Below are 22,468 nucleotides of genomic sequence, written 5' to 3'. Positions count from 1 at the left end.
AACCGTCTTGCCTTTTCCGCTAACGGATCAGGGGTTGTCCACCTCCCAATTACCGGGTCATAGAACCTTGCGCCATAATCATACAGCCCCGTCTCCTCCTGCAGCTCCTTATGGTTATAAAGGTATTCATTTTTAGGAGCAATATTATATTGCGTTGATTGAATCACATAGCCAAAAGCATAATAGTCGGATTTGCCCACGTTATAAGGCGTCATCTGGGTAGCGTCTGAGCTATTCCACGTAGTGGTGATCCGGGTATCGCCCAAGTGATCTTTCAAATCGTACTCGTACTTGTACACCGTGCCGCTTTTCCTGGCCCGGCCTTCCTCGGTCTGGATAAAAGCGATGGCGGGGGTACTACCGGAGTATTCGTACTGGATGCCGCCGATGTATTCAGTGATGTTAGTTATACCTGATGCCGTCGACAGCTTTCGGAGTTTCCTGCCCGCGGCATCGTAGATATACGCTACCGATACAGGTCCTTTTGTAGCTGTCTGCGGCAGGTTGAGCATGTTGTACTGCTGGGTGAGCCCCTTGTTCAGGTCGTTCACCTGGTTGCCGTTGGCATCGTAGGTGTATTCGCCCGCCTGGTTCGCCCCGTTGATGAAGCCGGCGGTAGTACCCGAGTCGTCTATCCGGTCAACCCGGTTGCCGATGTAGCTATAGGTAAGGTTATCAATTGCCAATGGCGTGGTTCCGTTCTTCTCGTACCGTTTCAGGGTTTGGATATTGCCCATCACGTCGTAGGTGATGTTTTCATTGTAAAAGCCATCATTCGCCGCAGTGGTTGTACTTATCGCGTCGGTAAGCCGGTTGATCTTATCATAGGTGTAATTGTACGTCAGCGCGGGGTAGCTGTTTCCTGATATAGTCCCGGTGAGCGATTTGATGCTGCCGATATTGCCGTTGTACTGCGGCGAGCCGGCATCGTCATATTTTACATCCATACCAAACTGGTCGTTCAGGTCGGTACTGGTATACTGGTCGTTCGTAAGGCCGCCGTTGTTGATATTGCTTACCCAGCCCCGGGCGTTGTACCGGTAGTCCACATTCTGCAAAAACGATGTCCCGTTAATAGAATGCAGTCCTTTTTGTTTCAGCTGGCCAATTTCATTAAAGGTGTTCTGATAAACTACTGTCGGCGTTTGGGCTGCTCCTGTACCATCGGTTAAGGTATTGGTCAGTTTCAGCTTACGGCCCATGTGGTCATAAACATAAGCATCTGCGGACGTAAGTTTAATGACTGCCGAAGTACCCGCGTTGGAATTATAATGCTTGCGGGTTATGGTCAGCGGCTGCTTTACAAAATTGTAAGTTGTTTGCATATCATCGTAATTGTACTGGCTTAACGATGATGAGCCACCCAGATAATGCTGCATGAAAGTACGCACCGTTTTACCTTCCTCATCATAATAGTTCACCGTCCACAGGTAATCACCGGTGGTGTTCAGCACCAGTACTTTCGAAGCCGTCGCAAGGCCTGTAGTATGGGTACTATTGCCTGTAGTGACGTAAGCCGACGGGAACCCCGGAATATTGGCTGTATTGTAATTATCGTAGTATGTTACGCTTAATGTAGTGGTGTAGGTTGCTGGCCAGGCATTGCCGCTATAGCCCGTACTACCCGTTGTTGCCGGCACTTCCCAGTAGGCGGTTGCCGCATCGGCAAGGGCCTGCACCGACACGTGGTTATCCGTGCCTGAACTCCCGTTTTGCCATATGCCCGAAATCACCGCCCTGCCGAATGCATCGTATTTGGTAATGGTCCATTCCTGGCTGGCCTTCATCCGCTGCACCGAATCCTGGGTGGCTACCACCTGGTCAAGCTTGTTGTAGATGATGAACTCCCAGCCCTTGCCGGGAACTTTCTTTTGCGTAAGCCGCCCGCGGCCGTCATAACGGTACTGGTAGCATTTGGCATCTATGGTAGTTTGCAATATCACGGCGTTATCGTCCGGGCTGGCTCCGGGCGGCAGCACAAAGGCCAGTTGGTTGCGCTCGTCGTAAACATAATAGGTACTCAGCATTTGCCCCTGGCCGCCGCTAATGTTGTACGTTCTTTTAAGCACCACGTTACCCTGTTTGTCCTTATAAGTTTCGGTAGTGCCAAAACACTTGTCGCCGGGCTGCCAGTTTTCGTCGCGGGCAATGGTTACATCCAGCTGCCCGTTAGTGTAGGTGGCGGCATTACCCGTCCGGAGCAGGCTCCGGCTTCCGTTGGCATTTATCCTGGCTGTATACAAAGCCACCATTCTGCTGCCGTCATTGTTGGTAGCAGCAGTGGTAAAGGCAGTTTGGTTGTTGGTGGTATATACCGTACGCCCGGTATGGTTGGCGCTGCCTTCGCTGGCTGCACCCGTAATGCGCCACGCGGTACCAGGCGCGCCTTGTTCTACCGGCCTGCTCTGCGGCGAGCCTTCAAAGCCTGTTTGCCCATAGGGATACGGTGTAAGCACAATACCGTTAGCTTGCTTCGCATCTACAGTGGCGTTATTATTGGGATTGTAAAACAAAAATACACCCGCCCCTGCCGTAAGCGCGTCGCCGCGGTAACTGCCGTAACTGGCTGACGTATTTACGTATGGTAAATACTTTTTGTCTTCCCGCTCGTAACCATCATAGCTAAAGGGTTGGATAATATCATAGCCCGCGGGCGATGCCTTTTGCTGCACGGTTTGCAGGGGCTTGCCCAGGCCGTCATCGTACTGAATGGTGGTCATCACCGAATCCTTGTTCGGCGTTAGCGCGTCCAGCTTTGCAACGGTGGGCACTTTTAGCCGTGGTTCACGGGTGCGCACGTAGTTTTGGTCCGTTGACTGCGCGCTAACGGATATGGAAAGAAGCAGCACCCCCATCATCAGCAGGGCGCTCTTGTTTGAAATATATTGGTATAGTAACATCAGGTCGCGTTTAGGTGGTTGTTCAATCATTACAGATACGTCATTTAGGTGTTGTCGATAACCAGGTAGCCGTCCCCCGGCTGCAGGCTTATACCATTGGTAAGGCAAACCTGCTTGGTACCCACACCCTGGCAGCCAGAGGTTTCTACCGATGAGGTCGATACCTGGTTGGTGCCCGCGGCGATGGTTACCGATCCCGAACCCGTTGAGGTAGAGTTAGGCCTGCCGTCTGAATAGGTGTATACCGTAGTTTGGGTGTAATTGACAACTAAGTTTACCGGCACATTGATAGGAACGGTTCCGTTGGCATCAGAGTAGGCTTTAAAAATAAACGGACGGTATGTATTGCCATTGGTTGTGGTTGAGTTGCCGTAAAACATCTCTACATAAATGGTTACCGGTATGGGGCAGGCAGTGGTATTGGTGCCGTTGCTTATCCACCTGTATTGGCCATACGTTGGACTCAGGGTAGCGTTGTCCTGCTGCTGAACCTGCTGCTCGCCCGTATTGCCATTAGTACCCTGCACGCACCGGGTGCTACCGGTATTTACCCAGTTGGCCTGCGGTATGGCATAATTGTAGTTATAGTTTTTAAGAATATTCCCATCCTGGTCCCTGATGTTGAGCAGGCGGCGCATATCATCATATTCAAAAAACTGCGTAAGGCCCTTAGTATCGGTTATGCTTAATACCCCAACTTCAGGGTCATAGGTATAGGTGTTCATCATGGCACCTGCCGGGAGCAATCTTACCTCATCAATATTATTGCCGTTGCTGTTTACCGTAACAGCGGTTACCCCGGTTAGCACCCAATCATAAACCGCCCAGGCAGAAGTGATGGTTTTGGCCACGCCGCCGACTGTTACCGTTCCGCTACCTTTGGCCCATAAACTTACGGTATAGTTGCCCGAAGGCAGGCCCGATTTGGTCATGGTACCGTTGTAGCATTTCACGCCGGTGCGGGCATCGGTAGTGACCACGCTTCCTGCGGTGTATGGCCAGCTGCTGTCATCGTCCTCAAAGCTGGTATAGGCTACCGAAGATATTAAAGCGTTTTTAACCTGCGCAATAGGATAGTTGTTATGGTATCCCCACAGGTAGCTCACCTGCGATGCGCCGTCGCTGCCCGTCATATCCTGCGATACCAGGTTGCCGGTCGTGTAATCATAGGTATTCATCACCCTCTGCTCAAAGCCAGTGCTGTTGCTAAGCAGGTTAAGGTACTGCCCCGCGGCATTTTTAGTTTCCTGGTTCAGGCTGGCTACCGGCGCGAGGCTGTTGAAGCCATAAAGCACAATGGGTTTACTTAAGGATGCATCATAGGAAGTTACGGCAGAATTGGTAAGTACCGAATCTGTTGCCGAGCGCTTAAACCAGGTTTGTTTTTCCAGTACCGGCGAATAAATATAGCGCCCGGTTAAGGAACCCGAAACCGCGCTGCTGTAGTTCTCGGGATACTTGCTTTTTTCAATCAGCGTATTGCCCCTTGAATCGACGGTTGAAACCAGTATGGCATTCCGTGGCTTGGCATCATACACAAATGATTTTACGGTTACCAGCGAGTCGCTGGTATTGAAATAGTTTACATCGCGCTCCGAGTCCATTCTCATCCAGAACGGGTCAACGTTATAAAAATCGTAGGTATATACACGTTGGGTTAACTCTCCCGGTACGTTTCGTTTTTGCACGAAGGGCTTGATGGCAAAAAACGTGCTGTCGCCTATATAGGTATAGTTGTACTCTTTCTTTGACAGTTTGTTATAAACGCCGCCGACATTTCTGAAGTCGGTTTTTCTCATAAGCTGTATATTCGGATCAGATTGAGAAGAACCGAACGCGGCAAAGTCACTTTTGCTAAGCAAATAATCGCTGCCGTTAACCTGCTTTTCGTAAACCGTACGGTAATACATAGGCTGCGATGCGGCAAGCCCATTACTGTTGGCCGAGGTATAGGCCTGGTAATGCTTTACAGGCGTTGGCTGCGATGTCCCTCCTGACACCTGCGGACCTTCCCAATAATCCTTACCACCGTAAGCAGGGATATTGAGCAAAACCCCGGTAGACATCCCAATACTATCTTTGTAAATATATTCCTTAACGGACGAAGGCGTGGCATTTGCCAGGTAGCTGGTGTAATCTGTTACTCTTTTAATCCTTAAGCCCGGGCCCGCCTTACCCTCGATCACCTGGTTTGTTTTTTCCCGGTAGGTAACACTGCCGTATACATAATTTTCCTTGTCATCACAGGTAACTACCAATGAGTAATTACCGGGCTGTAGCATTACAGAATCTGTTTTTCCTGGATTGTCCTGGTTGTAGGCCGTTTTAAAGGTATAGGTTTGGCTGCCATTGATAGTTACATCTGCCGTAAAGTCCTTGGTAGGATCTGTCGGACCTCTGCCGCTCGGGTATCCGGCAACATCCTTGGGGGTACGCTGCCAGTATACTTTTACCATTTGTGCCGTAATTATCTGAAATGATAAACCTGTTGTAGATATTACATTATTGGTATTGGTATCGGGCCTGGAAACAAAATTGCTTGGGCCGTAGGTATTGTATACATAATTCAGGCCGTTGTTGGTCATGTTCTGCTCGTATTCGAATACCGATGAGCCGCCCGTCGGGTAAACTATTTTGTTCAGCATGCCCCGGTTTGAGTAGCTGATATCCGGCTCCCGGTTTGCGCCGTAGGGGTAATAGGGCTTGGGAATGATCACCGGGCCGGTAGACGAGCCATTGGCATAGCCCCAATGGTCAACACCGGTATTGGTTTTGGAATCAGCCACATCGCTGCTGTAAAAGAAGAAATGCTTTTTCAGTGTCGCTGTATTGAGCCCTTCTTCTACTCCCGTTAGCTTCAGGCGTTTGGTGTCCTGAGAGCCGTTGATATTAAAATAGTCCAGCTTCAGGTTAAAGCGGTTAATCAGTTCTCCCTGGTAGTTGTACACCTGAATGTTATCCAACGCCTTGGAGGTCATGTCCTGCCGCGACATGGAGGTTGGATTGAAGTCGATTCGCATTTTTGAGGTGGTTATCCGTGAGAGGCGGATGGTACCTATCTTCAGTGGGAACTCGTTCCCGAGCGGCGAAAACGTATAGCCCGGGGCTGTGTTGGTGACATCTACGTTGAGGGTTTGGCTGAGCGGCCCCGCCTGGGCCACTACCTCCGGGGTGTCATAGCTAAATGTTACCTGGTCTTTGGTGTCTGCCGAGGTGACCGTTTGCAAATACCAGCTGGACGTATAACTAACAGGGGGATTATAGAAAGGCCGGTAGGCATCCTGTATCTGGGTAATCTTGGAATTGGTAAGCTCGGTTTGCCAGAACCTGTAAGTGATACCGTCAGGTGTGATGATGGTAAAGCCATCAACCGCCGTTTCGCGTATGATCGTAAGCTGCTGATAGGGATACTGGTAAACCTTGCCTTTATATAGGATAAACTTTCCCGAATACCCGCCGAAGTTAAAGGCGTATATATCGGGCTCCACGTCGATAGATAGTCCGTACATGGCCTGCTCCATAAAGCTTTGCGTTATTGAGTCCGGCTGATGGAAGCGCCAGTCCACGTCCTGGTACTTGTTGGTCACGTGCTGGTCTTCGTCCACCTTGTCCTTGATGATGCGGGTAATTACCCCGCCTGCATCCAGTGACCAGCCGAGACCCACCCAGCTTGCCTCGTCAAACGGTTTAAAGCCGTTGTTATGGTAATTAAGCGTTACCGGGATTTTGAGCTGTTTTCCCACGGCCTCCGTAAGCGGAATGCTGATGTTAGGCACGCCGGTCTGCAGGCTCACCGGAACTATGCCGTACTTGCCCAAAGAAGCCGCGTTTGGCGACGGCGGAATAAGGTCGGTTCTTAAAGAAAATTGCGAGGAAGGATTAGTTGTCTGGGCATTCGATTTTGTAAAAAACAACAAAATAGCAAAGCAACAAATTGTCCTGTAAAACAAGTTTTTGATTAGCATATAAAAGAAGTAATAAAGTTTAGGAATTGCGGCGGTTAATTGTTGCGATTGAGCGTTGTATGCACAACGGAACCGTTAAGGGAGATGTTCATGCCAATCGAGTCGGCATAAACTGTGCCCTGGTGGTACACGTCAAGCCCGTTCACGGTAACCTTAAAATGCAGCCCGGCGGTGTCCAGTTTCCCCTGATCGATAGGAAAATCGCCCAAATCACTACTGGCTGTTCCCACTAAAGAATCGCCGATAAGCGTAAAATTGTAAGCGAGGGGATACAAGGTACTGTCGGCTTTTCGCAAAGAGCCGGTCCATTTGCCGGATAATCCGGGCAAGGTCGCGAAACAAAACAGGGCACAGCACAGCGCTGCAATTGTGAAAAGTAAGGTTCCTTTCATAGATCGTGATAAGGTTTTTTAAGTGTATGTAACAAAAATAATACTATTTAATAAAATCGCAATTTTATAATGAATTATTTTTCAGTAAAATAGGAGTTCCCGTCAAAAGTTGTGAGTACGGCGGCTATAGCAATACATACCGCTGCAATTGACCGTTCAAACCATTTAAAGTTTTTTAACGGACCTTCAAGATAAATCTTGGCTTTTTGAAGAAATTTCATTTAATGCAATAAGTGGCTTAAGCCGTGCCCAGGAAGCGCCTAAAGATGGCCGTAGCACGGGGGGAACTCGGTTAAGGGTATCCCGTCAGATGACGAAAGGCTGTACAATATTGTTAATGTACTGAATGAACTGGCATGTGCGAATCAGGTCAATGAATGGTGTTCACAATTATTCGTTTAAACTACCCGAATCAGCGGTTGGCATAGTCAACGTGCAGCGGAAAAAGCTGAACTATTTCCCGGACCGTTTTGGCCACCTGCTCTGGAATATTCAATTACAGTCTTTTTTGAGTCTCCTTACAGAAAAAAGCCGGCGTATAAGCATACGCCGGCGATGAACAACTCTTTCTTCAAATTAGCATGGATCTTTTCTCCAATGATCAGGAATATCCCTGTTTTGCAGGTGACGCTCCCGTGCAACGTGCACCGGATGGTAGCCCTCTTTGCACGCATAGTCCTTTGCCTCGCGTTGGGTATCAAATTTACCTCCAACGGACGCACCGTTAACGATGACAACACGATGGTCGGTAACCGCATTCTTGTCTGAAGAAATAGGCCTGTGTTCTACATAAGCTGCTGACATAAAATTGAATTTAATAAGTGAACTCAAATATCTTAGTTCACAGGCGCTGTATTTTCCGGTTTTCCCTAACGGGAGAATAAAAAACTATTTCTCAAACCCGCAAAGCGTCCTTCCCTCCTTCACTGCATCCGCCAGTTTCATTTTCACGACCTGGTGCGTGCAATGGCTCAAACCCCGGCAATCAGACCGTAAATGATATTTCTTCCCTTTGGCGGCGCTGCAAATGTAAACGGTGTCAGAAGTATTGTGCGCAAGCGACAAGACCACAAATAATAGTAGCATTTTCATGTAATCGGGATTAAAGATTTTATTCGAAATTAAAAACCCTATGGTTGCTGTTTTTAGGAAAAACCGTACCTGGTCAAATCATGCCGAGGTCCTTACAGAAACCGATCAGCCGCTGGTTTTTACTAAAATTCATTGCCTCTCTCATCAGCTTCAACTGCTTCTCCACACTGCTCAACCCAAAACAGTGAAGGCCGGTTCATTTTTGAGTGTCCCTTTCATCGCTGCGGATGCCCGCTTTGCCCAGGATACGCCGATTCCCTTTGCAATATCCTGCAAGTTTTCGCCTATCTCATCAAAATAAAGCACAAAGTCGACTGGGTGGCCTTTCAAATGCTGCACTGTAGTGTGTCACTCCGTAATCGTTATTGCTGCAGGTTGTAATGAAAATAATCGATATTGATATAGCCCTTTTCCGCCTTATTATTATAATTATAAATACCGATCCTATCGCCACGGTATGAGCCCCAGGTTAGTTGATATACAGGCCCCAATGCGCTAAAACTATAGCCATCTAAACTATAATAAAACTGGCTTGCCCCATCAAGTCCCCAGGTTGATCGTAACCATAAATTATTACCGATTACTTCAGGGCCGGGTAATTTTATCTTTACACCTTTAAACTCTAAACGCCGAACGTTATCTTCACAACTAACACCTATCTGCGCAAAATACGGATTAGCAAAATGACATAAGCCAGCCTTCTGGCCATTCGTCATCCCGGTAATATTAATTTTAATAGTCACATTATTATATGATGTTCTGAAACTGCGCTGGGTTAGCGTGTTGCCGGCTTTTAGTAAATTATCGGGGTCAAGAGGCATAAACGCATGTAAAGTTAGCCAGCCCGATTTTTCCGTCAACGACCATTTATCTTTACGAGGCTGGTAGTTCCATTCCCATTGTGGAGCTATCCGGTCTCCATTAAACTCATCACTGGTTTGGGGTATAATTTTGCTGGCGACTTCGACCGGCATTTTACCTTCCCAGGTCATTCGCCCTATGCCATCTGTACCTGCTTCACCTATTATGGGCCAGCCTTTAACCCAGGTAACCGGCAAAAGGCTCATAATTCGCCCGGACCAATCTCCCGTACCGTGATGGGTTAAAAAATACCACTTCTTATTTCTTGCTTGTACAAGTCCGCCCTGGTTGGGTTCGTAAAATTCTTTTTCGCCGTGGTTCAGTTGCTTTATTTCCCGGTAAGGACCGGAAATCTTTTTAGCACGTTCCATCATAATAGCCCGGCCTTCGGGTTTCACTTCACTAAAAAGATGATAATACCAGCCATTTATTTTATAAAGCTTATTGGCTTCGCTGCCCTCCGATTGATGTATGACATTGTCATACGTTTTAATGATGTCGCGTCCATCCGCAGTTAACTTAAACAAGTGTATTTTATAGCCATCGGCATAGTTAGTTCCAACAAGGTATCCCTGTCCGTCGTTATCCCAAAAGGGGCTGCAATCATCCCAGCCTTTTGCGGGTAATACCGGGTGCAATGGTTGCCAGGGACCCGAAGGATTTTTAGCGGAAGTCATGAAATATCCTTCATCGGGAGTGCCAAAATAAATCCAGAACCTGTTATGGTGATAGCGGATAGCGCCGGCCCAGATACCCTTACCATAACGGTTCATTTTATCCCAGTTCATCTGAGGGCTTATCTCATTCAGATTATTTACAGCATGACCGAGGATCGACCAATTAACCAGATCTTTTGAATGGAGAATGACAATGCCGGGCGAGAACTGAAAAGTTGACGATATGGCATAAAAATCATCTTTTACACGAATGCAATCCAGGTCGCTATAATCGGCAGGTAATATGGGGTTATGATAAGTGCCATTTTGCTGATCCCCCCATGTCACCCAGTTTCCCCATTCAACCTTTTTATCGGCAGACTGGGCCAATGTTACCGATGCCGGGTAAAATGCAGCAAACAAAACACCAATAAATAACCGAGCCGATAAACTAATATAATTCATATCTTACTTGTACCATACATAGTTGAAAATTATAAAACAGCTATTCACCTATCCAACTTTTTTAAATGTCACTTTACCAACTGTGTTTGGCTTTCCCTTGGCAGGTGCAGATATAGTCCCTTTGATCTTACCCTCTTTAAATTCCACCTTTATCTCCCTGAAAGAATATGCACCTTTTTCATAATCAAAGGTTTCGCCATCATCATCGTACAATAAATAATGGCCCGGCCTGTTGCCGTAATATCTGATCTCTATATCTACCTTCTGCCCTGCTTTCGGGGCGTGCAGCATGGCGGGCATAAGGGGTATAATACCGCCATCTTTTACGTAAACCGGTATTTTATCCAATCCGGGGGTAACCTCAATCACCTCGCCGTTACCGGCGTACTTGCCGGTGTAAAAATCATACCAGTTACCTTTTGGCAAAATAACCTTCCGGCTGGTTTCGCCGGTAAACATAGGTGCAACCAACAGGTATTCGCCTGCCATATATTGATCTTTAACTTCACGGGTAATAAGCTTTCCATACGGATTAGCCTCCAGATTCGCGTCATTAATATTTTTGCTTTGCTCGTGGTTACCAAAACCATCTTCCAATACCATCGACCGGAAAGGCGGTATCCCTTTAAAATGATATTTGGCAAATTCGCTATACCAATAAGGCATCATTTGCATGCGCAACCCAGCCATAGCTTTTACCTGGGCGGCAACTTCGGGAAATGTCCAGGGTTTGGTGCCGCTTGCCCAGGCGTTGATCATGGCCATGGGCGAAAATATGTTTGATTGAAATCTGCGTAACCATTCTTCCGCGTTTTTTGAATCCCTTACTTCGGGCGTCCACAATACGCCCGCAAAACCACTGTTGGTTAAGGCGGTGATAAAATCGCGGTGATTGTAATAATCATTGTAGATGACGAACGGAAAGGACGAACCACCGCCGTTGGAAGCCCTTACCAGGCCAAAAGTACGCTGGTTACGCCGGCGATATTGTTCGGTTACATAACGCTGCATCATTAAGCCGTAGGTTTGCCTCATTTGTTCGGCGCTATGCCCGGATGGAAACGTAGCTACATCGGGCCACAGGTATTCGTCGCCGCCATCTACTTCATCTATCTTAAAACCGCTTATGCCTATGTCTATCTTGTTTTTTGATAATTCGCCAAAAAATATATCCCTTGCTTTGGGTATCGTGATATCGGCAACCGCGCCCACCCATACAGAATGTGAGCCGGTGTACCCGGCAATTGCTTTTGCTATCGAAGCCTCGGGCGAAATGTAGGGATTGGTCCACAAATTAAGCCTTACATTCCTTTTAAGCATATCTCGCACAAAAGCACTGGGGTCTGCAAATCTACCCGGGTCCCATTCAAAGGTACATGGGTACGATTTGCTTTGCCAGCCAGGCTCCAAACCAATAAAATCAAGCGGATAACCCTTTTCTTCAAACGCGTCGGCTTCTTTCAATACATCGGCAGCTGTCGATAAACGCTGCACCCGTTGCGTAAAACCTAAGCCCCAGCGTGGTGGCAGGCATCCACCGCCGCTAAGCAGGTTATACCTGCGCACGGCATCAAGCATAGTAGGACCACCCAAAACAAAAACTTCAACCCCCTCGGCAGGCACAAGCAGGTCAACTCCATCGGCGTAAGGGCGTGCCGACCAATTATCATCAGTATTACGATCCTGTAGTACAGGAGGATTTTTGCTATCGGTACGTACCGCGGTGCCCGCATAAACCTGGATATACCGGGCGCTATTAACAAACACCCCATATCCTTTTGATGAGATGTAAAAAGGTGTAGGCGCATGTGTACGCCCGTTATCTTTACCGTCATAATTATCTACATGCAGCGTTAAAATTTTACCGCGCTGCTGCACCGTTTGGAAGTTTAATCCAAAACCATATAATTGCTCGGCGCGCGATAAGGGGAAATGCAAATATGTTTTACCGTCGATTATTTTAGCTGTTATATCAGATTCAGCAAGCGGAAATGTCGCTTTATCCATATCGGCCAATCCGGCATGTGCGGCAATGGCACCCGAAGCTTTTAACAGGTCAAAACTTTCGGGTTTACCGATGACCGCTTTCCAAATGCCGGGTTCAACCTCAAACCATTTGATGCCTTGCGCACAAACAAACAATGCAGACGTAAAAAGGAATAAAGCGGTTAAAAGGTATCTTAAAAGTTTCATGGTAGAATATTTTATGTTTGCAACACAATAAAATTAAAATGTAAAAGACAGGTTGTGATTCACTATATCACAACGACCAGGGTAAAAGCTCAAAGCGCCATATCTTAAAAGAGTATAGACAATTGTCAAAGAAACATCTTTTTCTAAATCAATTTTACGTGTTATTAACCAAGTATTGAGTTATATTGTCACTTATAATCAAACAGTTAAATATGCCCGGTATATTACCCGCATGAGTGAACCTGTCTTTATAATGTAGTAATTGTTTCTCCAACTGATTCTGAAAAGAATTGTATTGACAGACGGAAGGCCGCTGTTATTTACTTTTAGTCTCAATAGCCTTATCGCCAGTCGGAACGGCAAGATCAGTAGTTTTTAGCTGCATTACTCCCTTGTAAACAATTGCGGGCAAAGCTACCGAAGCCGGTATTTCAACACTTTTTAAAGTGAGGCCGTTAACGTCATCAAATATCAATGCCGGCCTAAAATCAGTATCCTTCAAACTGACCTTAAAGTTATTAATACTGATGCCCGAAGCATGCCGGGTATACAAGCCCCATGACGGCAGTTCGCCAAACATGGTAAACTCCGGGTAGCCTGCCGGGTTTTCAATTACTTTGCTTAATGAATCGGTAGCGATGAAGGCAACTTCCTTTTTTGCACCGCCGCCATATACTATTTCAATATTTTTTAAGGTTACATTTTGTACCGGATGATCAGGTAAACCAGTTATAGATGCCGGCACCAGGTTATGTGGAGGCACCCTGGGCGGCGGGCCCTCTACCGGGTAACCGATATCGGGCTTGGCATTAGGTACATCGGCCTTTACATCATCAATAAGTACATTGTTCATGGTGCTGTACTTATCATTTTTATTACGATGCCCCAGGCGAATGAATATGGCGTTGCCAACGTTTTTACCGGTAACATGGCTAATGTTTACATTGTTGATATAGGCACCGTCAACCGTTTCTAATGCGATGACCGACCTGTAGGTATCAAAGACTACCAGATTCTTAACGCTGATATTTTTAAAGCCGCCAACCGAGCCGGTACCCAGCTTAAATCCGCTGGCGCTTGAACGAAGGGTACAGTTTTCAACAGTGATATTCTCGCAACTGCCACCCGCACTTTCAGATTTTAGGCAAATCGCGTCGTCGGCCGCATTGAAATAACTATTGGTTATTTTAACATTTTTTGAATCCACCAAATCAATACCGTCATTATTCCAATAGGCTGTACTTTGCACTTTCAGGCTATCGATAACAACACCATCGCAGTTGTTATAACTTTGTACCCATGACGACGAGTTTTTTAGCGTTATGTTTTGAACCTTAACCTGTCTGCAATTTTTAAACAGCACTATCATTGGCCTGCTTTTTTCGCCAGGGCGTTTTAGCAGCCATTCGCGGTCATGCATTTTGCCTTCGCGCAGTAACAACAACACATTTTCTATCAGATCCCTCCCCTGCCCGTCAATTACGCCGTTACCGGTAATGGCAACATCATGCAGATCAATAGCCGAAATGACCGGGTCACCGTTTTCGCCATAGTCTAACCGTTTGGTGCTGCCCAATAACACCGCATCATTATTTAGGTGAAGCTCCACGCCGCTTTTAAGCCAAAGCGGACCGGTTATAAAGTTGCCTGCGGGGATCACCACCCTACCACCTTTTTGAGCGGCCGCCTCGATAGCTTTTTGAATGGCGATGGTGTTGTTATAGCTCAATCCGGCTTTTGCGCCGTAACGCAAAATATTATAATCTTTTTGCGCAAAGCTATTTAGCCCGGTATAAACAAATAGCAAAGTGTACAATAGTTTTTTCATAGTATATAGTTTTATCTGTTGGATGCTCCCGCCCAAGGCAGTCATCAACAATAATCACCAACCAGTTTTTTGAAGCCGGTTGGTGATTGTCGTATTGGTAGTCTTATCTATAAATGTCGCCTAATAACCCGGGTTTTGCGGGAATGTAGAGCGGTTTAAATCAATAACCGCCTGCGGAATTGGTCTTAATAAATTGTTTGCTTTTAACGCGTTCGCTGCTTTTGCTTCCTCATTGTAGGCCAGTGTACGGCGTACCAATGTGCCGGTACGTTTTAACTCAAACCACCTGAATTCTTCGCCGGTTAATTCCCTCAGCCTTTCATCTAATATATCATCAATAGTTAAGGTGTTTACCTGCATTTCTGTAGCGTAAGAAACGCCAGTATCAGGGTTAGTACCGGGATTGGCGGCTCTTGTACGTATGGTATTAAAATATTGAAGCGCTTTTAACGAATTACCTGTTTTTAAATAAGCTTCGGCGGCTATCAAATAGGTTTCGGCCAAACGAAACACGTAAGTATCCCTGGCACCACCATTATCAACATACGCGGTAACAAAAGGGTCCCTAAACTTTTTAAATTGGGGATAAGAGCGCAAGCCCGCCGCAAATGGAGATGTACGATATTCATCAGGATTAATAACGATATATTTTTTTGCCGCTTTTTGCGCTGGTGTAAACGCAACCGATGGGTAATACAGTAACGTATCGCCAACGGCATAAGAAACGTTATTAAATGAACCCGCCACTTTTACATACACAACGTCATAAACATTTGCCAGGTAACGGCTATCGCGCGCTTTATCAAAAACACTGAACCAGTATGGATCGAGCGCTGTTGAGTTGTTGGTTTTGCCGTAAAAAGTACTCCGGCCTACCAAACCCGTGTTTTGGGTATCCCACATAAAATATTGCTGTAATGAGTTGCCTGCGCCATTGGTGGTGGCATTGGTACTATACTGTACCGAAAAAATCACTTCGGGATTAACCTGAAAATTCGTTATTGTCGGGTCAAACAGATCGGCATATTTTGCTTTTAATGTGTAAGTGCCTGAGTTAATAACCGCCTCGGCAGTGGTAGCGGCCAGCTGGAAATCAGCCTGGGCACCTCCATAACTTTTATAGCCCCGTGTAAGGTAAACTTTAGCTAATAAGTGTTGCGCAAAACCTTTCGTTACCCGGCCAAAATCGGGCGTTGTTAAAGGTAGCACATCTATAGCCTCGCTCAAGTCCTTCACAATTTGCGTGTAAACGTCTTTCTCGGGCGTGCGGGTAAAAACCAAACTAATCACCGTTGTGCGGTCCAACACCAGCGGTACATCTCCAAACGTTTCTGTGAGCAAATAGTAATAGTAAGCCCTTAAAGCCTTAGCCTCGGCAACCCGTGTATTTACTGTTGCTGCACTACCATCTTTTACCTGTGTAGCCCAATACAATGTATTATTGGCGATATTAATGGCCGAGTATAATTGTCTGAAATAGGCATCTACATCGCCATTGGCCGAATTTAGATTGTTGTTATATAAATTTTCGCCATTGGAGTCATTGATACTCGGGGTCGAAAACGCGTCCGTTCCGAGGTAATAAAGCCCGGTAAAATTAACTATCCCTCTTAAAGGCGCGTAATTAGACTTGCCCAGGTCTTCAAAACCTGCAAATGTATTATAATAGGTTTCTGCCGTACGGCTTTGGGGATTGTATTCGTCTGTATATTTTTTACATCCGGTAATGCCAAACAGCACCATGGCTACGCTTAGCAACACACATTTTTTAATTATATATCTCATCACAAGTTATGTTAAAAAGAGTAGGTTATTATAAAGTTATATTTAGCCCAAGCATAAATGTACGCGTGCGAAAATCCTGATTCAAGGCAGAGTTACCACTTGGATTTTCCGGGTCCCATCCTATAAACTTACTGAATATAAAAGGGTTAAACGCGTTAGCGTATATCCTTAGATTACTAATTTTCAACCTGTTTAAAAGCTTTTTAGGAATAGTATACCCAAGGGTTATATTGCTTATTTTGGTGTAGGATGAGTTTTGAAACTGAGCGATGCCGTTTGCCGGATCTGAAGAATTAACGGCCTTGTTTGACCATTGATTACTTGGGTTGGCAGGCGTCCAATAGCTTCTTTCAAATGCGCCAAAACGTGCCCTGTTTTGATCTCCGTTTAACAGCTGCTCTAAAAAAACGCTGTTTTCATAGGTCCCCTGCCTGGTGTAAACCGTAAAACTAAAATCAAAATTAGCGTAGTTCATGGTGTTGGTAAAGCCACCAAACCAATCAGGAATACTGCTGCCCAATAACTGACGATCATTGGTGGCATCAATTTTACCATCGTTATTTACATCCTGAATTTTATACTGACCGGGCTTGGCTCCGTAAACAGCTGCCTGCACGGCTTCGCTGGTTTGCCATACGCCTATAATTTTATAATTATATACTTCCCTTACTTTGCTTCCTAAAAACCAGGCGTTACCAATATCATTTTTACCATCGCCATACAATTGCAAAATTGCATTGTGGTTTGCCGCAAAGTTGAAATTGGTTGTCCAGTTAAATTTACCGTTACTAAGGTTCACGGTGTTCAAACTAACTTCAATACCCTGGTTTCTAACCGAGCCAAGATTGGTTGTTTGACTTGAATACCCATTTTCTGGTGGCACCTGCTGATTGAGTATAGAACCCTTAGAGGTTTTGCGATATAAATTCACATCCAAAGCAATGCGGTTTTTCCATAAATTTAATTCCATACCGGCATTATATTCGTCGGTTTTTTCCCAGGTAAGGTTTTGATTACCAAAGTTGGGGGCAAAACCACTGGCTGCTACGCCATTAAAATCATAAGGCGACTGCCCAACCGTAGCTTGTGTGGCATAAGGCCCCACAGAGGATGCATTGCCCGATTTACCATAGCTTAACCGGAATTTTAGCAAGCCGATGGACTGGATATTTTTAAGAAAGTTTTCTTCGCTGGCAATCCAGGCGAAAGAACCCGAAGGAAAGTACCCCCATTTATGATCGGCGGCAAATACCGAGTTAGCATCGGCACGCATCGTAGCCGTGAAAAGATACCGGCTGTTAAATGTATAATTAGCCCTGCCAAAGTACGAAGCCAGGTTTTGTTGTGAATAACCACTGCCAACCGTAGTTATAGGCGCAATTGCATTTCCATTGATGGTGATGGTAGTTGCCGAGCCTAAATTGTACCATAAAGAACGGTAGGGCAAGCCCTGTGCAGAAATGGAAGAATAATCCTGTTGGTGATACTCAAAAGTATTTCCCAGCGTAACATCAAATTTATGCCGGCCTATTTCACCGTTATATATCAACAGGTTTTCCCATGTGTAATTTATATACTGATTAGTGCTGCTTTGGCCCAAGGCCGGTTTTGTACCGGCTTGTTGCTTGGTAAAAGTATCATCATACTGCCCCTGGCGCTGAAACGTAAGATCGGGGCTAAATGAAGTACGTATCTTCAGCCCCTTTATCAGGTTTGCTTCCGCATAAATATTGGGTAATACGTGTACGTATTGTTGTTGCCGTATTTCGTTACTAAATTCAAATAGCGGGTTGGTGATCTGCGTTTCGCTTTCGTAAGCAAAAAAACGCGGGGTGCCATCAGCATTATAAGCACTGCCGGTTGGCCGTAACCGGTAAGCAGACCTGAAAACTTCGGCACTGCCCAGGTGATTATTTACAAATGCAGAGTAAACAGAAGCGCCAGCCCTAAAAGTGTTGTTGATGGTTTTATCCAATCCCGCTTTCAGGGTGTACTTTTTGGAGTCCTCGGCCTTGGTTGTGCCCTGGTATAACTGATAACCTGCCGATGTAAAATAAGTGGTTTTATCATCACCGCCTGTTATTGCGATATTTTGATTGGACTGACTACCATTCCGTTTAATAAGGTTTACCCAGTTGGTAAAGGTTCCGTTTTGAATGTTTGTTAATTCCGTAGCCGAAAATAATTTACTATCAGGAATTGGTGTTGCCGGGTATCCTGCCTGGGCGTTAAAAAAATCGCGCACGTAGGCAACAAACTCGGGGCCATCCATAACCGGCGGCAGGTGATAGGGATTTACCACGCCGCTATACCCATCGTAGGTAATTTTAGTACTGCCTTTAGTGCCTCTTTTGGTAGTAACCAATATAACCCCGTTGGCACCACGCGAACCGTATATGGCGGTTGAAGATGCATCTTTCAAGACATCTATCCGTTCAATATCAGCCGGATTTATATCATTAATAGGGTTAGTTGGGCTACCATTTATAGCAACAGGCACGCCATCAATAACATATAAAGGTTGTGTATTGCCGGTTATGGAGTTTGCTCCCCTTATCTCGATGCTGAAATCTGATCCTGGTTTACCAGACCCCCGTTTAATATCAACGCCTGCGATGCGCCCCTGCATGGCATCCTGCGTACCTGTGGCTTTCGCCCTCACTATTTCATCGGCCTGTAAAGAGCTAACGGTACCGGTAAGGTCTATTTTCTTTTTGGTACCGTAACCAATTACCACCACTTCGTTTAAAAACTTGGAGTCGGCCGTAAGTTTAATATTTAAAGGCAAGGTGCCGTTAGCCGGAGTTTCAAAAGTGGCAAAGCCGATGTATTTAAAAACAAGGATATCGCTGGTACTTGTTACCGTTAAAGAAAAATTGCCTTGTAAGTCAGTCACTGTACCTTTTGAGGTGCCTTTAACGCCTACGCTTACGCCAACAAGCGGTTCGCCTTTTTCGTCGGTTACTTTACCTTTAATTTGAATATCCTGTACAGCGGCTTTACCTCCGGCAGCATCAACCGGCTGATTGCTAATCAGTATAATTTTGTTTTTAAATACCTCATAAGTGATATTGTACCGGGCAAGCAGCTTATCTAAAACATCTTTCAGATTTTGACCGGTAAACTCAACAGATATTTTATCATTATCCTGAATAATATCCTGATTATAAACAAACTGTATATGGTCCTTTTTAGTTAAAAGGGTTAACACATCGGCCAGGGTTTTATTTTCAATAGCCATATTGATCTTTTTATCCAATATGGTTTGCGCCGAGGTGGGCCGTGCATAGCTAATGCCAGTCATCAGCGTAATTATCAATAACTGGCTAAATGTAATCCTCATGATCTTGCACCAGAAATGCGAATTAAGTAAACAAAAATTCATAAATTTGAAATGATTGTATTTTGTGAAAAAAATATAATAAGAGCCCTTTCACCAATTTTATTGATGTTAACCGTTGGGCTTAAAATTTCCAGGTGCAAGAGTGTGACAGCACTCTTGTACCCTTATTGGAAAATCATTTGGAGTTTATGTGGGGTAATGGTTCTTCATAATTTTTCTAATTAGGGTTTTTAATTTAATTGGTCTTTTTTAGTATGATGAGATCATTGGAGATCTCGTAATTAAGGTTCATGGAAGTTTTAAGTACCTCAAGTACTTCGGGCAAATTCAAATCGGTTAAGTCGGCGGTCATACCGGCCTTATCCAACCGGTCATCCTTGATTTTAATATTAGCATCAAATTTTTGATTCAACACTTTTACAATTTCTGTAAGCCTGGCATTTTCAAACGACAGATCAATGTGTTTGTAAATGTTAAGCGCCGATACATTGGCCTGTTTATTGGCAGTAAGTTGATTGGTGGCTGTGTTATAAACCACTTGCTGCTTAGGCATCAGTAAAACTTCATTTGCAGATAACGTTGCCCCCGCGTTTGCCGCCACAGAGCCCTTTTTACTTACCGAAACCTTGCCTGTAACTACGGTTACCAGGGCGGCCTGCATATCTGTATTATCCAACACTCTAAAACTTGTACCCCAAACTTTAGTTACCATATGTTGGCTACTGATAATAAACGGACGTTTAGGGTTTTTGGTAATTTCAAAAAAGCAATCGCCGTTCATGGAAACGTTACGTGATTTTGCCTGGAAAACTTTAGGGTAAAAAAGGCTTGTGTTGGGATTAAGCCATACCACGCTACTATCGGGCAGCACCTTTTTGATGATATTTTTAGTGTGATTGACAAACACGATATACAGACCAGCTACTGCCGGCTGGTCAACAGGCGGGCTTATTTTATCTGTAAATAAAAACCTGGCCATTAACAATAAAATAGCTGCCGACGCCACCCTCACCCACCGGTTTTTAAATAACGGCCTGATAATGCCATTTTTTTGAACTTGGGGTTCAATATACGCTTCGCTTGTTATAGCGCTAAACATCTTTGTTTTTAACAGTTCCCGCTTGTCGGCATCTAAACTTTCGGTAAAATCCGGCTTATCCTGGTGCAGCGCAAACCACTTATCAATCACCTCTTTTTCTTCGGGTGTACAGGTATTGTTCAAATACCTATCCAATAATTCGGATAATTGAATTTCATTCATATGCTTAAAGAAGATTTATCGTTGGTTTATAATACCAAGTCGAAGAAAAAGGTCTTATCCCTTGCTTGGCTGAAAAAAATTATTTCCTTAAAAAAATAATCAGCAGAAACATCACATCGCTCACGCCAAGGCGAATACGCTGTAATGCTTTGGTTAGGTGTCCTTCTACAGTTTTTTCGGATATATTAAGAATTTCGGCTATTTCTTTATTGCTCTTATACTCCAGGCGGCTTAGTTCATATACGCTGCGGCATTTGGGCGGCAGCGTGCCGATCAAATCTTCGAGGTATTTTTTTAAGTCTTTAACAAAAATACTGTCCTCTGTTGAGTTATCAGCACTGTAGCTGTGTTTACTGGCGGCCGCGAAATTGTTTTTAAGCAATTGCTTACGATATTGATCAATGAGATTGTACTTTACCGCGGTATACAGGTAATTCATCAATCCACTGGTAAGTATCAGCGATTCGCGTTTCTCCCAAAGCCTGATAAAAACTTCCTGAACTATTTCCTCACATACTTCAGTATTACTCAACCGCTTGTAGGCATAATTAAATAACTTCTCCCAATACCTGTTGTAAACCGACTCAAACGCAGGGGTACTGCTATGTTTCAGTGCAGAAACAAGTTCATCGTCTGTAAACTTCAAATCATTACCCATTACGCCCAAGTACCGCTTTTATTGAACTACCTACGAAAAGGAAGTTGGTTTATATCCTCTAAAGTAACAGCAAAATTAAATGCTAACCAAAAGATACCTAATAATGATCAATTACGCAATTTTTCCTTTAACCATTATCTTTTTTACCGGTTAACCACTTGCTGATAAAATAGCCTCCTGATTGATATTCAAGAGAATAAACACGATTGCTATTGCTTGATAATGCCAGGTACCATGATTGCCCGGGGCTTAGGAGAAATACCTTTTTACTATTTATGCCTTAACGCCCGGGTTGCTTGGCGCAATCCGGGCGTTAAGGCATAATCAAATACAAAGCATTTACAAAAGTGTGATAAAAAACAGCCGCTTTTTATTCCGTTACCTAATCATTTACAGCAAAAACATACTTCCCCGATCCTGCTTTTAACACAGCTTTGCCACCTTCTAATTTTATAAATTTGATGTTGGTGTTTAATCTTACATCTTTTCCCGACTCGGTAATTACACTCCCCGCTTTAGCCGGCAAATAAATTGTAGATTGGGTATTTGGAGGTATAACTGTTTTCATCACAAACGTTTTGCCTGTTTTTGTCCATTCATTGGCAATGGTGCCGTAAGGAGATAAAAATGTCACTTTTGCGCTGTTTTCATCACCTACGGTTTCGGGCCTGATGATGATATTCTTAAACGCCGTTGAGTTTGTATCACAGGCAATACCGCCTAAACCGCTATAAAACCATTCCATTAAATGCCCCAGCATAAAGTGGTTATTTGACGATATCCGGTTACCTTGCCATGATTCGGTAAGCGAAGTAGCGCCCTGCGCTATCTGATAGCCATATCCCGGCACATCAGATCTGTTGTTCATGTCAAAGATCACATCTGACCGACCTGCTTCATCCAATACCCGTAACAGGTACCTGTATCCTATATCGCCGGCGGTAATTCCGTTATTGTGGCTCCGGATATCGGCAATCAGGTTGGCTAATACTTTAGGCTTATCGGCAGCATCTACCAAACCCATATAAATAGATATGGCATTTGCAGCCTGGCTGCCGGTACCATACTG

The 22,468-nt window shown here is 45.0% G+C and carries 14 protein-coding genes; 1 reads left to right on the top strand and 13 read right to left on the bottom strand.

What is annotated here, in order from left to right; all coding sequences use genetic code 11:
• The 5 genes from QWZ17_RS05615 to QWZ17_RS05595 all read right to left on the bottom strand — a co-directional run.
• A partial coding sequence (locus QWZ17_RS05615) for a DUF6443 domain-containing protein (protein ID WP_290304048.1) occupies positions 1 to 2,930 on the bottom strand: 2,930 nt, incomplete at its 3' end.
• Between the two features lie 14 nt (positions 2,931 to 2,944).
• Entirely contained in the window at positions 2,945 to 6,865 is a 3,921-nt protein-coding gene (locus QWZ17_RS05610) for an RHS repeat domain-containing protein (RefSeq protein WP_290304047.1), read from the bottom strand.
• 35 nt (positions 6,866 to 6,900) lie between these two features.
• Positions 6,901 to 7,257, bottom strand: coding sequence for a hypothetical protein (locus QWZ17_RS05605; protein WP_290304046.1), 357 nt, complete (start codon positions 7,255 to 7,257; stop codon positions 6,901 to 6,903).
• Positions 7,258 to 7,331: 74 nt separating this feature from the next.
• Positions 7,332 to 7,478, bottom strand: coding sequence for a hypothetical protein (locus QWZ17_RS05600; protein ID WP_290304045.1), 147 nt, complete (start codon positions 7,476 to 7,478; stop codon positions 7,332 to 7,334).
• Between the two features lie 355 nt (positions 7,479 to 7,833).
• Positions 7,834 to 8,061: a hypothetical protein gene (locus QWZ17_RS05595; protein WP_290304044.1), complete on the bottom strand. Its 228-nt coding sequence runs from the start codon at positions 8,059 to 8,061 to the stop codon at positions 7,834 to 7,836.
• Positions 8,062 to 8,389: 328 nt separating this feature from the next.
• Between QWZ17_RS05595 and QWZ17_RS05590 the strand changes: the two genes are divergently transcribed.
• A complete protein-coding gene (locus tag QWZ17_RS05590; RefSeq protein ID WP_290304043.1) occupies positions 8,390 to 8,650 on the top strand; it encodes a hypothetical protein in 261 nt (86 codons plus the stop codon).
• A gap of 61 nt (positions 8,651 to 8,711) precedes the next feature.
• Here QWZ17_RS05590 and QWZ17_RS05585 read toward each other — a convergent pair whose 3' ends face one another.
• From QWZ17_RS05585 to QWZ17_RS05550, 8 genes are all read right to left on the bottom strand, one after another.
• Positions 8,712 to 10,331 (bottom strand): glycoside hydrolase family 43 protein, encoded by a 1,620-nt coding sequence (locus QWZ17_RS05585; protein WP_290304041.1) that lies wholly within the window; start codon positions 10,329 to 10,331, stop codon positions 8,712 to 8,714.
• Between the two features lie 48 nt (positions 10,332 to 10,379).
• Complete coding sequence (locus QWZ17_RS05580; RefSeq protein ID WP_290304039.1) at positions 10,380 to 12,524, bottom strand: glycoside hydrolase family 31 protein; 2,145 nt, start codon at positions 12,522 to 12,524, stop codon at positions 10,380 to 10,382.
• A 316-nt stretch (positions 12,525 to 12,840) separates the two neighbouring features.
• Positions 12,841 to 14,352 (bottom strand): glycoside hydrolase family 28 protein, encoded by a 1,512-nt coding sequence (locus QWZ17_RS05575; protein WP_290304038.1) that lies wholly within the window; start codon positions 14,350 to 14,352, stop codon positions 12,841 to 12,843.
• A gap of 120 nt (positions 14,353 to 14,472) precedes the next feature.
• Positions 14,473 to 16,137: a RagB/SusD family nutrient uptake outer membrane protein gene (locus QWZ17_RS05570; RefSeq protein ID WP_290304036.1), complete on the bottom strand. Its 1,665-nt coding sequence runs from the start codon at positions 16,135 to 16,137 to the stop codon at positions 14,473 to 14,475.
• Between the two features lie 28 nt (positions 16,138 to 16,165).
• Complete coding sequence (locus QWZ17_RS05565) at positions 16,166 to 19,480, bottom strand: TonB-dependent receptor (protein WP_290304035.1); 3,315 nt, start codon at positions 19,478 to 19,480, stop codon at positions 16,166 to 16,168.
• A gap of 235 nt (positions 19,481 to 19,715) precedes the next feature.
• The gene (locus tag QWZ17_RS05560) at positions 19,716 to 20,741 is read right to left on the bottom strand and encodes a FecR family protein (protein WP_290304034.1); all 1,026 of its coding nucleotides are present in this window, start codon (positions 20,739 to 20,741) and stop codon (positions 19,716 to 19,718) included.
• A gap of 79 nt (positions 20,742 to 20,820) precedes the next feature.
• Positions 20,821 to 21,399, bottom strand: coding sequence for an RNA polymerase sigma-70 factor (locus QWZ17_RS05555; RefSeq protein WP_290304033.1), 579 nt, complete (start codon positions 21,397 to 21,399; stop codon positions 20,821 to 20,823).
• A 382-nt stretch (positions 21,400 to 21,781) separates the two neighbouring features.
• The coding region (locus QWZ17_RS05550) for an alpha-L-rhamnosidase-related protein (protein ID WP_290304032.1) at positions 21,782 to 22,468 on the bottom strand (687 nt) is incomplete at its 5' end.

It is taken from the genome of Mucilaginibacter flavus, from assembly GCF_030409315.1.
Lineage (GTDB): Bacteria > Bacteroidota > Bacteroidia > Sphingobacteriales > Sphingobacteriaceae > Mucilaginibacter > Mucilaginibacter flavus.
The sequence above is the reverse complement of the archived record's forward strand: the minus strand, read 5'-3'. Positions and strand labels throughout refer to the sequence as shown.